Raw genomic sequence first — 13037 nt, forward strand, 5'->3', positions numbered from 1 at the left:
TCCGGGGCCCCGGGGCATCTGCCCGGAACGTCCCCCTACCCTGCGGTAATCGAGTCTGGCAGGCTTCGGACATGACTGCCCGCGCCGCAGACCGGGCCCGGTACGACCGGGCCACCGCTCACCTCGACGCGCCTGTCGCGATCGTGGACCTGGAGGCCTTCGACGCGAACGCGGAGGACCTCGTCCGCAGGGCCGGGGGCAAGCCGATCCGTGTCGCCAGCAAGTCCGTCCGCTGCCGCGCCCTCCTGGAACGCGTCCTGGGCCGCGACGGCTTCGCGGGCATCATGTCGTTCACCCTCGCCGAGTCGCTGTGGCTCGCGCGCTCCGGCTTCGACGACGTGCTCCTGGCCTACCCGTCGGCGGACCGCGGGGCCTTCGCCGAGCTGGCCGGCGATCCGAAGCTCGCCGCCGCGGTGACCGTCATGATCGACGACCCGGCGCAGCTGGCCCTGATCGACGAGGCCCGGCAGGGCGGCACCGAGGTCGTGCGTGTCTGCCTGGAGTTGGACACGTCCCTCAAGCTGCTCGGCGGGCGGGTCCGGGTGGGGGCCCTGCGCTCGCCGCTGCACTCCCCGGCCCAGGTCGCCGACCTGGCCCGCGCCGTCGCCCGGCGGCCCGGGTTCCGGCTCGTCGGGATCATGGCGTACGAGGGGCACATCGCGGGCGTGGGCGACGCCGTCGACGGGCGGCCGCTGCGGTCGCGCGCCATCCGGCTGATGCAGGCCACCGCACGCAAGGAGCTGGCCCGGCGGCGCGCCGAGGTCGTCCGGGCCGTGCGGGCGGTGGCACCGGACCTCGAGTTCGTCAACGGCGGAGGCACGGGCAGTGTCCAGCACACGGCCGCGGAGGACTCGGTCACCGAGATCGCGGCGGGGTCCGGGCTGTACGTGCCGCGGTTGTTCGACAACTACACGTCCTTCAGCGGGCGTCCGGCCGCACTGTTCGCGCAGCCCGTCGTCCGCAGGCCGGGCGTGGGGATCGTGACGGTCCTCGGCGGCGGCTACCCGGCCTCGGGGGCCCCGGGCGCCGACCGGCTTCCGGTCCCCCACCTGCCGGAGGGACTGAGGTACGACCCGCAGGAGGGTCCCGGTGAGGTGCAGACGCCGCTGATCGGCGCGCCCGCGGACGACCTGCTGATCGGCGACAGGGTGTGGTTCCGGCACGCCAAGGCCGGCGAGCTGTGCGAGCGGTTCGACACGCTGCACCTCGTGGAGGGCGACGCGGTGACGGCCGCGGTCCCGACGTACCGGGGCGAAGGGCACACCTTCCTCTAGGCCGGTCTCACGTCGACCCTCCGGGCCCGTCTCACGTCGACGGTCCGATGCTGCTGCCCACTCCCCCGCCGGTGCCCGAGTCGCCGACCGGGCGGATGCCCTTGGTGATCCTGTCCATGTCGGCCAGGGGCGGTCCGTCGGGGCCCGCGTCGAAGGCGAAGCGGACGATGACGAGGGACTCCGAGCCGACGCTGGACGGAAAGGCCAGCGACTCGACGTACCCTCCCGGCCCCACCCCGGTCCTGACGCGCCAGCGCACGAAGTAGCCGGCCCGCCCCGCGACGGCGACCTGGCCCGACTTCACCACCTGGTGGGAGGTGATGCCGCGGTAGGGCCTGCTGTCGACCAGGTCGCGGTCGTACGAGGCGTCCGCCGCGTCCTCGATGTCCTGCTCGGCAAGGATCTTCGGGGACTTCTCGTCGTTGGCCGTGACCGTGCGCGACAGGACCCGGCCGTGGCGGCAGAGGCCGGGGTCCCCCGGGCAGTCGTAGGTGCCCGGCGTCGTCATCACCATGTCGTCCTCGGCGACGTACTTGGGCCGGACCCAGCCGTCGAGCAACGGCAGGGTGATGCCGTTGAGTTCGTCCACGACCTCGGACGGGTCCCCGGACGGGCTCGCGGAGGCCGACGGCGACGGTGAGCCGGCCCCGGTGGCGGGTGCCGGGGCGGTCGGCGTGGTCTTCGTGGCCGCCTCCCCCTTCCCGTCGTCCTTGCCGAGGAGCACGGCGCCGGTGGCGATCGACGCGACGAGGACCGCTCCGGCCGCGGTCAGCGCGACGGCCTTGGCCCGGCCGGAGCCCCCGTTCCCGGACGCTGCCGGGGGTGCCGGGGGCTGCGTGGGGACCTCGGGCTGGCGCCGGTGGTCGGTCCACGCGGTTCCGTCCCACCAGCGCTCGACGAGCGGGTACGACGGGTCGCGGTACCAGCCGGGCGGAGGTGTCATGCTCATCCCGGCACTCTAGGACGTGGCCCTGAAGATCAGTACACGGTGTCCGTCCGGTCGGGCACGACGGAGCCGTCCGGTCTGCGCACGGGGCCGCGGCCGCCGTCCGGCGCGTTGTAGGCGGTCGTCGCGCACGGGTAGGCGTCCGGCTTGCGGGGCAGCGGCTCGATGAACATCGGGTTGACCACCCAGCGGCCGTCGGCGTCGTCGTACGCCCGGCACATCAGTTCGCTCTTGTTGCGGTTGAGGACCAGGTGGGCGCCCGTGGCGTCGCCGACGAAGGTGACGTCGGTGTCGGCGTCGCCGCCCGCAACGACGGGGCGGTGGCGGGCGTCCTGCGGCTGCCAGGCGGCGGCGTCGCGCACTCCGTAGACCTCCTGGTTGATCCAGCAGCGTTTGCCGTCGATGTACGGGATGGCCTCGCCCCTGCTCGCGGGGACGCCGCCGCAGCCCTCGTTGCGGGTGGTGATCCGGCCGTGGCGGTCGAGCACGGAGCGGATGGCGAGGGTGTGACGGGCGTCCACCCCGACCCCGCGGGACCAGACCTCGGTGACCGGTTCGGAGCCCGCCGAGACGATGTACACGTCGAATCCGGCCCGTTGCAGGGTGCGGATCAGGTCGCGCTGCTGGTCGTAGTAGCGGACGTACGCGGGAACGGTGCGGGTGCCGACCCGCTGCACCGAGCCCACGGGGGCCGCGAGGGCGCGCTCGCGTGCGCGTCGGGCATAGGAGGAGAGCTCCGCGGGGGTACGGCCGGCGAAGAGCTGGGGCACCCATGCGTACTGGGGCACCGTGCGCCGGTGGTTCCAGGTGCCGGCGAAGGCCGGGGCCCCGCTCACGGTGGTGCCGTTCTCGCGGATCTGGAGGATCTCGTCGGCGCAGCGGGGGTTCGCGGAGGTTCGCAGCGGGGCGCCCGCGCCCGAGCCGCACGCGGCGGTGAGGGCCTCGTCGGCGGCTGTGGTGAGCCAGGCGCTGGTGTCCTTCCAGCGGGCCGGGCGCAGGAGTTCGTCGTGGGTGAGGGCCCAGACGAGGGTGGCGTCCGTGACGTCGTTCTTGGTGATCGTGTTGTCCCAGTCGAAGGCGGCGACCGGGCGGGTGTCCCGGGGGCGGCCGGCGCAGGTGCCCTGGGTGTCGATCACCTGTTGCAGACGGGCGCGGTTGTCTCCGTACCAAGTGCCGGACAGCCGTGGGCAGTCGGCGCTGCCGGTCGCGGCCGGGGCGGCGACGGGGGCGGTGGGCGCGGCCGCCAGGGCGGCGGCCGCTGCCAGGGTCCACACGAGGAGGTGTCGCATATGACGTGGACCGTACACCTTTGTCCGCTACAGGGGCGTCACGTACGCGCCCGAGATCCCGCCGTCGACCAGGAAGTCGGTGGCGTTGACGAACGAGGAGTCGTCGCTGGCGAGGAACGCGACCGCCGCGGCGATCTCGTCGGCCTCCGCGAACCGTCCGACGGGGATGTGCACCAGCCGCCGCGCGGCCCGTTCCGGGTCCTTGGCGAACAGCTCCTGGAGCAGCGGGGTGTTGACCGGTCCGGGGCACAGGGCGTTGACCCGGATGCCCTCCCTGGCGAACTGCACGCCCAGTTCGCGGGACATGGCCAGCACACCGCCCTTGGAGGCGGTGTAGGAGATCTGCGAGGTCGCCGCGCCCATCCGGGCCACGAAGGACGCCGTGTTGATGATGGAGCCCCGGCCCTGGCGCCGCATGTAGGGGATGGCCGCCTTGCAGCACAGGTACACGGAGGTGAGGTTGACCTCCTGGACGCGCTTCCAGGCCTCCAGTCCGGTCTCCAGGATGGAGTCGTCGTCGGGCGGCGAGATGCCGGCGTTGTTGAAGGCGACGTCGACGGAGCCGTACGTGTCGTACGCCGCCTTGAAGAGCGCCTCGACCTGTTCCGGGTCGGTGACGTCGACCTTGACGAAGGTGCCGCCGACCTCGTCGGCGGCGGCCTTGCCGCGCTGTTCGTCGACGTCGCCGCAGACGACGCGCGCGCCTTCGGAGGCCAGCCGGCGCGTGGTGGCGAGGCCGATCCCGCTGCCGGCGCCGGTGACGACGGCGGTACGGCCGACCAGGCGGCGGCAGATGTTTCCCTCGGTGGCTTCGGTCACTGTGCGGGGCCCTCCGTACTGATGAAGACGTTCTTGGTTTCGGTGAAGGCGGTGAGCGCGTCCGGGCCCAGCTCGCGGCCGATCCCCGACTGCTTGAAGCCGCCGAAGGGGGTCCAGTAGCGGACGCTGGAGTGGGAGTTGACGGAGAGGTTCCCGGCGCGGACGGCGCCCGAGACCCGCAGTGCCCGGCCGATGTCCCGGCTCCAGACGGAGCCGGCGAGACCGTACGGCGTGTCGTTGGCGAGGCGGACGGCGTCCGCCTCGTCCTCGAAGGGGATGACCACGGCGACCGGGCCGAAGACCTCCTCGACGGCGACGCGGGCGTCGGGCGCGACCTCGGTGAGCACGGTGGGCGGGAACCAGAAACCGGGTCCCTCCGGGGCCTTGCCGCGGATGCCGGGCGCGTCGGCGTCGACGTAGGAGCGAACGCGTTCCAGCTGCGCCCGGGAGATCAGCGGGCCCATCTGTGTCTGCTCGTCGGCGGGGTCGCCGACCCTGACGGACTCGATCGCGGGGGCGAGCAGGTCCAGGAAGCGGTCGCGCACCGAGCGCTGGACGAGGATGCGGGTGCGGGCGCAGCAGTCCTGGCCGGAGTTGTCGAGGAAGGACATGGGCGCGGCGGCAGCGGCGGCCTCGACGTCCGCGTCGGCGAACACGATGTTGGGGCTCTTGCCGCCGAGTTCGAGGGTGACGCGCTTGAGGAGGGCGGAGCCCTTCGCCAGCACCTGCTTGCCCACGACCGTCGACCCGGTGAAGACGATCTTGGCGACGCCCGGATGCTCGACGAGGGCGTTGCCCGCGACGGGTCCGGCGCCCGGCAGCACCTGGAAGAGGTGCTCGGGAAGCCCTGCCTCCAGGGCGAGTTCGGCCAGCCGCAGGGCGGTCAGCGGTGTCGTCTCGGCGGGCTTGAGGATCACCGCGTTGCCCGCGGCGAGGGCCGGCGCGGTGCCCCAGGCGGCGATCGGCATGGGGAAGTTCCAGGGCGCGATGACGCCGACGACGCCGAGCGGTTCGAGGATGGTGACGTCGAGGCCGCCGGGGACCGGGATCTGACGTCCGGTCAGCCGCTCCACTCCCCCGGCCGCGTAGTCGAGCAGGTCACGCACGTTGCCCGCCTCCCAGCGGGCGTTGCCGAGGGTGTGGCCGGCCTCGCGGACCTCCAGCCGGGCCAGTTCCTCGATGTGCCCGTCGACGGCGGACGCGAAGCGGCGCAGCAGCCGGGCGCGGTCGGCGGGCGCGAGTGCCGCCCATGCCGTCTGGGCGTGCGCGGCCCGCGCGACGGCGGCGTCCACGTCCTCCGCGGTGGCGGCCGGGACGGTGGCGACGACCTCCTCGGTGGCCGGGTTGAGGACGCGGAGTTCGTGCTCGTTCGACAAGAGGGGCCTCACATGCGTTCGAAGGAGCGGCGCAGCTCCCAGTCGGTCACCGCGGCGTCGAAGGCGTCCAGCTCGACGCGCGCCATGTTGCGGTAATGCGCGACCACCTCGTCACCGAAGGCGGCCTTGGCGATGGGGCTGTTCTCCCAGAGCTCGGCGGCCTCGCGCAGGGTGGTGGGCACGTGCTCGTACTCGGCGGCGTACGCGTTGCCCGCGCACGCCTCGGGGAGCTCCAACTGCTGCTCGATGCCGTACAGGCCGGCCGCGACCAGGCCGGCGACCGCCAGGTGCGGGTTGACGTCGCCTCCCGGCAGGCGGTTCTCGAAGCGCGTCGACCGGCCGTGGCCGACGACACGGAGCGCGCAGGTGCGGTTGTCGTGACCCCAGGCGACGGCGGTCGGCGCGAAGGAGCCCGGCTGGAACCGCTTGTAGGAGTTGATGTTGGGGGCGTAGAGGAGCGAGAAGTCGCGCAGGGCGGCGAGCTGCCCGGCGAGGAAGTGCCGCATGACCGGCGACATCCCGTCGGGGTCCCGGTCGGAGCCCGCCATGACGTTCCTGCCGTCGGCGTCCGCGAGCGAGAGGTGGATGTGGCACGAGTTGCCCTCGCGTTCGTTGTACTTGGCCATGAACGTGAGCGAGACGCCCTCCTGGGAGGCGATCTCCTTGGCGCCGGTCTTGTAGATCGCGTGCTGGTCGCAGGTGACCAGGGCTTCGTCGTACTTGAAGGCGATCTCGTGCTGACCGGGGTTGCATTCGCCCTTCGCGGACTCGACGGTGAGGCCGGCACCCTGCATCTCGTTGCGGATGCGGCGGAGCAGGGGCTCGATGCGCCCGGTGCCCAGGACCGAGTAGTCGATGTTGTACTGGTTGGCCGGGGTCAGGCCGCGGTAGTGGGCGTCCCAGGCCTGCTCGTAGGTGTCCTTGAAGACGATGAACTCGAGCTCCGTGCCGACCTGGGCGGTGTAGCCGAGCTCCGCCAGGCGGTCGAGCTGGCGGCGCAGGATCTGGCGGGGCGCGGCGACGACCGGCGAGCCGTCGTTCCAGGCGAGGTCGGCGATGAGCAGGGCGGTGCCCGCGTTCCACGGGACGCGACGCAGGGTGCCGAGGTCGGGGCGCATCGCGAAGTCGCCGTAGCCCCGGTCCCAGGAGGACATGTCGTATCCGTCGACCGTGTTCATCTCGGTGTCCACGGCGAGGAGGTAGTTGCAGCCCTCCGTGCCGTGGTGCAGGACCTCGTCGAGGAAGAAGCGCGCGGCGAACCGCTTGCCCTGGAGTCGCCCCTGCATGTCGGGGAAGGCCAGGACGACCGTGTCGATCTCGCCGCCCGCGACGAGGGTGTGCAGTTCCTCTACGCCGAGCGGGGGTGTGCGGTCTGCCACCGGAAAAGCCTCCTTGGGTCAGCCGAGAGCCATAAGGTATTGCCGAGAACCATTGCTTGGGAAGGGGGCACGACCGGATGGCGCAGGCGAGTCCAGACAGCGGCCCGGGGCGCGGTCCGCGCCGCGCCGCGCGGGGTCCGGGCGACGGGCTGACGACCGTGCTGCGGCCGGTGCGGGCGGGCAACGGCTTCGAGGAGGCGCTCGAGCAGATCCTCCAGGTCGTCCGGCTCGGCCTGGTCCCCGACGGCGAACGGCTGCCCGCCGAACGGGACCTGGCGGAACGGCTCGGGATCAGCCGCGTCACCCTGCGCGAGGTCCTCAAGGTGCTCCAGGACCAGGGCCTCGTCGAGTCGCGGCGCGGCCGGTACGGCGGCACGTTCGTGCTGCCGCGCGCACAGGCCCCCGGCGAGCAGGAGCTGCGGCGCCGGGTCGCCGCGGTCGACATCGAGGACGTACTGCGCTTCCGCGAGGTCCTGGAGGTGGGCGCGGCCGGACTGTGCGCCGCGCACGGGCTGGACGGCGGGCGGGCGAAGCGGCTGCGCGAGGCGCTCGCCCGCACGAACGACGCTCCGCTGACCGAGTACCGACGGCTGGACACGGGGCTCCACCTCACCCTCGCGCAGCTGTGCGGTTCGCCGTCGCTGGCGGCCCAGTACGCGGCCGTGCGCGCCTCCGTCAACGACCTCCTCGACTGCATCCCCCTGCTGGTACGCAATCTGGAGCACTCCCAGCAGCAGCACACGGCGCTCGTCGAGGCCGTGCTCGACGGGGACGCGGACGGGGCCCGGGAGATGATGCGGGAACACTGCGCGGGGACGGCGGCGCTGTTGCGGGGGTTCCTCGCGTGAGCCGCACACGACGCGCACCCGTCCGCCTTGTCGCCCCACGCCCGGCAAAGGTATGCATGCGTTCCATTGGTCGGGGATCGATGCGAGGGAGAGCCGCGTGGACAGGCCGCTGATCGGCGTCAGCACGTATCTGGACGGGGCCCGCTGGGGTGTGTGGGAACTGGAGGCCGCGCTGCTGCCCGCCGGGTATCCGCGGCTCGTGCAGCGGGCCGGCGGGCTCGCCGTGATGCTGCCGCCGGACGATCCGGACCGGGCCGCCACGGCCGTGGCCCGCCTCGACGGAGTGGTCGTCGCCGGGGGGCCGGACGTCGACCCGGGGTGCTACGGCGCCGAGCGGTCGCCGCGCACGGGACCGCCGGCGCCCACGCGCGACGCGTGGGAACTGGCCCTGATCCGGGCCGCGTTGGAGTCCGGCACCCCACTGCTCGGGATCTGCCGCGGCATGCAGCTGCTGAACGTCGCCCTCGGGGGCACGCTCGTCCAGCACATCGACGGGCACACCCAGGCGGTCGGCGTCTTCGGGCGACACGAGGTGACGCCCGTACCGGGGACGCTGTACGCCGGTGTCGTGCCGGAGGCTTCGGCCGTGCCCACCTATCACCACCAGGCGGTGGAACGGCTCGGCGAAGGGCTGCTCGCCTCGGCGCACGCCGCGGACGGGACGGTGGAGGCCGTCGAACTCCCCGGGCCCGGGTGGGTCCTCGGGGTGCAGTGGCATCCGGAGATGGGCGAGGACGTGCGGGTGATGAGGGCGCTGGTCCGCGCGGCGAGCTGACGCGCGCCTCCTGGGGGCTCCGCCCCCAGACCCCCGGATCGGCCTGAACGGCCTCGTCCTCAAACGCCGGACGGGCCGAATTTCCAGCCCCGGCGCCGGAGATTGAACCCCCTCCGCGATCGAGAAGCGGGGTGCGGGGCGGAGCCTCGGGGACGGGACGGCAGGGGCGGCGGGGCGAGGGCCTGTCGTCAGCGGGCGGCGCGGGTCAGGGCCAGGAGATCCCGGGCCGGGCCGGTGGGGCGGTGGCCGGTGGGCCAGACCGCTCGCAGGGCGCGGTCGAGCCGGACGTCGGCGAGCTCCACGGTGACCAGCCGACGGGCCGACAGCTCCTCCCCGAGCGCGAGCTCGCTGAGGACGGCGGGCCCGGCCCCGCTGACCGCGGACGCCTTGACCGCGGTGGTGGAGGACAGCTCGATCAACGGCCGGGCGAGCCCTCCGAGCGCCGCGTCGAGCACCTGCCGCGTTCCCGACCCCTCCTCCCGCAGGATGAGCGGCGTCGCCGCGAGCTCGCCCGCGGACAGCGGCGCCCGCCGCCGCGCCCACGGGTGCCCGGGCGCCGTGACGACGATCAGCCGGTCCCGCGCGACGACCACCGAGTCGAGGCCCACCGGCACCGACAGCCCTTCGACGAAGCCGAGGTCGGCCTCGCCCGCGAGGAGCCTCTCCGCGACGGCGGCGGAATTGCCGGCGAGGAGCGACACCGCCGTGTCGGGGCGCTGCGCGCGCAGCGCGATCAGCCAGCCGGGGAGCAGGTATTCGGCGATGGTCATGCTCGCGGCCACCCGCAGCCGGGAGTCCCGCCGGTCACGCAGGGCCTGCGCCCCGGCGTCGAACGCCTCGGCCGCCTCCACCACCCGCCGGGCCCAGTCGGTGACGAGCGCCCCCTCGTCGGTGAGCCGCGAGCCGCGGGGTGAACGGTCCACGAGGGCCACCCCGAGCTGGCGTTCCATCGAGCGGATACGGCTGCTGGCCGCGGGCTGGGTGATGCCCAGTTCGCGCGCCGCGCGCCCGAGGCTGCCGAGCCGTGCCACGGCGAGCAGCAGTTCCAGCGCGCCGAGTTCCGGCACCCGGTGCGCGATGCCGCTGCCGGCCGTCTCTCCGCCTCTGCCCGCGGCCGCTTCGTGCTCGGTGTTCCCGGTCGCCGGTTCCGTCCTGCCCATAAACCCAGCTTATGCCCTCATAGAACGGTGCTCCCTGGTGGGGAGTCCTTCGGCGCGGGACGGTGGAGCCATGGTCACCGCTGCCCAGCCCCTCGCCGTCCGCACATCGGGATCCCCTCGCACGGCCGGAACCCCCCGCGCCGCCACCGTGCGTCACCTGGGGCCGAACTGGTACGCCTCGGTGATGGGTACGGCCGTCGTGGCCACGGCGGGCGCCGGACTTCCCGGTCACGTGCCGGGCCTCGGAGCCGCGTGCGCCGCCGTGTGGGCGCTGTCGCTCGCGATGCTCGTGACACTGCTCGCCGCCCGCGCCGTGCACTGGGCCCGTCACCGCGACCAGGCCCGCGCCCATCTCCTCGATCCGGCCATGGCGCCCTTCTACGGCTGTCTCGCCATGGCCCTGCTGGCCGTCGGCGGCGGCGCGCTGGTCGTCGGCGAGGACTGGATCGGACCGCGGGCCGCGCTCGCACTGGACGTCGTCCTGTTCACCGTCGGCACGGTGGTGGGGCTGCTGGCCGCGGTGGCCGTCCCGTACCTGATGGTCGTGCGGCACCGCATCGAGCCCGGACAGGCCACACCGGTGTGGCTGCTGCCGCTCGTCGCCCCTATGGTCTCCGCCGCCCTCGGCCCGCTCCTCGTGCCGCATCTCCCGGCCGGGCAGGCCCGCCAGACCCTGCTGCTCGGCTGCCTCGGGATGTTCGGGCTGAGCCTGCTGGCCACGTTCCTGGTACTTCCGATGATCTTCGCGCGACTCGTCACGGCGGGTCCGCTGCCCCTCGCGCTCACCCCGACCCTGTTCCTGGTGCTGGGGCCGCTGGGCCAGTCGACCACCGCGACGGGCAAGTTCGCCGACGTCGCGCCGGGGGTCATGCACGCCCCGTACGACCAGGGATTCGGCCTCCTCGCCGTCCTCTACGGGGTTCCCGTGACCGGCTTCGCACTGCTGTGGCTCGGGCTCGCCGGCGCGATGGTGCTGCGGGCCCGCCGCCGGGGCATGGGCTTCGCGATGACCTGGTGGGCGTTCACCTTCCCCGTCGGGACGTGCGTGACCGGCGCCGAGGGGCTGGCCCGGCACACCGGCCTGGTCGCCTTCGACGGCCTGGCGGTCGCCCTGTACGTGCTGCTCGTGGCCGCGTGGGCGGTGGCGGCCGGGTGCACGGCCCGCGGGCTGTTCAGGGGCGAGCTGCTCGCAGCGCCGCGCTGAGCACGCCGGGTGCCTCGGCGAGCGAGGGGCCGTACCAGGTCAGCATGCGGCCGTCGACGAGTGCGCAGGGCAGGCCTTCGAACGCCTCTGGTCCGTCGTCCGCGGTGAAGCGGTACGGCTCGTCGGGCAGGACGACGAGATCCGGCGCCGCGGCCTTGAGCTCGGGGAGCGGTACACGGGGGTAGCGGTCCGTGTGGCCGGCGTAGGCGTTGTCCACACCCAGGCGTGCCAGGACGTCGCCGGCGAAGGTGTCCCGGCCGAGGACCATCCAGGGCCGTCGCCACACCGGCACGACCGCGGTCGTGCGGCGGGCCGGTTCCGGCAGCCGCGTCCAGGCCGCCTCGGCCTCGTCGAGCCAGCGCGGGCGTGTTCCGGGGCGGCAGGCGTCCAGCACGCGGGCCAGTTCGCGGAAGGCTCCCGGCACGTCGCGCACCTCGGTGACCAGCACCTCGATGCCGGCCTCGCGCAGGGCGGTCAGATCGGGTTCCCGGTTCTCCTCCTCGTTGGCGATCACCAGGTCGGGGGCGAGCCCCACGATCCGGTCGACGTCCGGGTTCTTCGTGCCGCCGACGCGCACGACGTCGAGGTCCGCGGGTCGGCTGCACCAGTCGGTCGCACCGACCAGGGCACCGGGCACGGAGAGGGCCACGGCCTCGGTGAGCGAGGGTACGAGCGACACGACACGCGGCGGGGTGCGGCCGGGCCGTGGAACGACGGACCGTTCGTCGGCAGGCGTGGACGCCGGTGGGGAGGCGGACGTGCGGACGGTGTCACCGGAGGTGCCGGACATGGCGTCAGTATCGCAGCGGGCCGCGGCACGTGCGGCCGCCGCCCGGCGGGGTCAGCGCTTGCCGGAGCTGCGCCGGTCCTCGACCGCGTCGATGTGGTCGGCGACCTCGACGACGACGACCCGTGTGTCCGGCACCGTGGCCCGCCAGCGGTGGCGCACCCCGCCCGTCAGGTAGAGCGTGTCGCCGCGTCCGAGGCGATGGGCGCGCCCCTCCGCCTCGACCTCCACGGCGCCGTCCGCGACGAACATCAACTTGTCGTTGCGGTGCTGGAGTTCACGTCCCTCCTCGTGGTCGCCGGTGAACTCCGTGGCGTGCATCTGATGGTGACCGCGTACCAGGGGGCGCACCTGGGCCTCGGGGGTGAACTCCGCGCCCACGTCGGCGCGCACGACGTCGACGCTGCACGCCGGGTCGGCCGCGGCGAGCAACTCCACGGCGGTGGTGCCGAGCGCGTCGGCCACCCGCTCGAGGGAACTCCTGCTGGGCCGGGCCCGTTCGTTCTCGACCTGGCTGAGGAAGGGGACCGACAGGCCGCTGCGCTCGGCCACGACGGCGAGGGTGAGCCGCAGTGCCCGGCGTCGCCGCCGGACGGCCGCGCCCACCCGAAGGGGCTGATCTTTGTGGTCGCCCATCGCTCCGGCTCCCTCCCTTGCGTCGTCGGTCCGATACGGATGCCGCGGTCCGCCGGTTCGACGGGCCACTACTTCTGATGAGTTGTTTGCACCCTACGCATGTTCGGCAAACCGTTTCATGCACCCGTCACATCGCTGTCACATGGATGCAGGGCCAGGGTTACAGTTCGCGCCATCGGACGGGTTGCCCGGACCTGTCCGGCACGCACCCGCCGCACGGGGTGAAATGGCTGGCCGGCGGGGCCGGATGGCTCGGCGGGGCGCGCGGCGGGTCTGCTGCGGGTCCGGCGGGACCGGACCGGCGCCGCGGGGACGAGGGGTTCTCCGGCAGGTCCGCCCGGCCGCGGGATCGTAGGCACGGGTGCGAGAGATTCCGCAACGCTCGCCGCGCGGGTGCGCAGCGCTCAACTCCGCGTCGTTGCGCCCTGGTTCGGGCCGTCGGGCGACGTCCGGAGCGCCGGCGTCCCTCCGGGGCCGAGGGTCGGCCGAAAGGGCGAGCGGACGGCCGTGCGGCGGCTCATGAAGTCACCTCCTGTGCAGGTGA

Annotated in this window: 12 protein-coding genes; 4 read left to right on the top strand and 8 right to left on the bottom strand. The window is 73.5% G+C overall.

Features of this window, described 5'->3' with window-relative positions; translation table 11 throughout:
• Window positions 1-71: 71 nt before the first annotated feature.
• The gene (locus tag ABEB03_RS14765; protein ID WP_345647648.1) at window positions 72-1274 is read left to right on the top strand and encodes an amino acid deaminase/aldolase; all 1203 of its coding nucleotides are present in this window, start codon (window positions 72-74) and stop codon (window positions 1272-1274) included.
• Window positions 1275-1305: 31 nt separating this feature from the next.
• On the opposite strand, the gene ABEB03_RS14770 is transcribed toward ABEB03_RS14765, so the two are convergent.
• Genes ABEB03_RS14770 through ABEB03_RS14790 form a run of 5 tightly spaced genes read right to left on the bottom strand, consistent with a single transcriptional unit; the run spans window position 1306 to window position 7083 of the window.
• A complete protein-coding gene (locus ABEB03_RS14770) occupies window positions 1306-2223 on the bottom strand; it encodes a DUF2510 domain-containing protein (protein ID WP_345647650.1) in 918 nt (305 codons plus the stop codon).
• 29 nt (window positions 2224-2252) lie between these two features.
• The gene (locus ABEB03_RS14775; RefSeq protein ID WP_345647652.1) at window positions 2253-3509 is read right to left on the bottom strand and encodes a haloacid dehalogenase-like hydrolase; all 1257 of its coding nucleotides are present in this window, start codon (window positions 3507-3509) and stop codon (window positions 2253-2255) included.
• A gap of 27 nt (window positions 3510-3536) precedes the next feature.
• Entirely contained in the window at window positions 3537-4328 is a 792-nt protein-coding gene (locus ABEB03_RS14780; protein WP_345647654.1) for a 3-oxoacyl-ACP reductase, read from the bottom strand.
• Window positions 4325-5704 (bottom strand): aldehyde dehydrogenase family protein, encoded by a 1380-nt coding sequence (locus ABEB03_RS14785; RefSeq protein ID WP_345647657.1) that lies wholly within the window; start codon window positions 5702-5704, stop codon window positions 4325-4327. The genes ABEB03_RS14780 and ABEB03_RS14785 overlap by 4 nt, the downstream gene beginning before the upstream one ends.
• Before the next feature lie 8 nt (window positions 5705-5712).
• Window positions 5713-7083: a glutamine synthetase family protein gene (locus tag ABEB03_RS14790; protein WP_095933161.1), complete on the bottom strand. Its 1371-nt coding sequence runs from the start codon at window positions 7081-7083 to the stop codon at window positions 5713-5715.
• Between the two features lie 77 nt (window positions 7084-7160).
• Here ABEB03_RS14790 and ABEB03_RS14795 point away from each other — a divergent pair, with 77 nt between their 5' ends.
• Both ABEB03_RS14795 and ABEB03_RS14800 read left to right on the top strand, forming a co-directional pair.
• The gene (locus tag ABEB03_RS14795; protein WP_345647662.1) at window positions 7161-7931 is read left to right on the top strand and encodes a FadR/GntR family transcriptional regulator; all 771 of its coding nucleotides are present in this window, start codon (window positions 7161-7163) and stop codon (window positions 7929-7931) included.
• Window positions 7932-8028: 97 nt separating this feature from the next.
• A complete protein-coding gene (locus ABEB03_RS14800) occupies window positions 8029-8706 on the top strand; it encodes a gamma-glutamyl-gamma-aminobutyrate hydrolase family protein (protein ID WP_345647665.1) in 678 nt (225 codons plus the stop codon).
• A 188-nt stretch (window positions 8707-8894) separates the two neighbouring features.
• On the opposite strand, the gene ABEB03_RS14805 is transcribed toward ABEB03_RS14800, so the two are convergent.
• A complete protein-coding gene (locus tag ABEB03_RS14805; RefSeq protein WP_345647667.1) occupies window positions 8895-9866 on the bottom strand; it encodes a LysR family transcriptional regulator in 972 nt (323 codons plus the stop codon).
• Between the two features lie 70 nt (window positions 9867-9936).
• On the opposite strand from ABEB03_RS14805, the gene ABEB03_RS14810 reads away from it, so the two are divergent.
• Complete coding sequence (locus tag ABEB03_RS14810; RefSeq protein ID WP_345647669.1) at window positions 9937-11070, top strand: TDT family transporter; 1134 nt, start codon at window positions 9937-9939, stop codon at window positions 11068-11070.
• Here the strand turns inward: ABEB03_RS14810 and ABEB03_RS14815 are convergent.
• Both ABEB03_RS14815 and ABEB03_RS14820 read right to left on the bottom strand, forming a co-directional pair.
• Window positions 11039-11860 carry a helical backbone metal receptor gene (locus ABEB03_RS14815; RefSeq protein WP_345647671.1) on the bottom strand — a complete coding sequence of 274 codons (822 nt, stop codon included), beginning with the start codon at window positions 11858-11860 and terminating at the stop codon, window positions 11039-11041. The genes ABEB03_RS14810 and ABEB03_RS14815 overlap by 32 nt on opposite strands.
• Before the next feature lie 51 nt (window positions 11861-11911).
• Window positions 11912-12493 carry a helix-turn-helix domain-containing protein gene (locus ABEB03_RS14820; protein WP_345647674.1) on the bottom strand — a complete coding sequence of 194 codons (582 nt, stop codon included), beginning with the start codon at window positions 12491-12493 and terminating at the stop codon, window positions 11912-11914.
• Window positions 12494-13037 lie beyond the last annotated feature (544 nt).

Source organism: Streptomyces siamensis (genome assembly GCF_039543605.1).
GTDB lineage: Bacteria > Actinomycetota > Actinomycetes > Streptomycetales > Streptomycetaceae > Streptomyces > Streptomyces siamensis.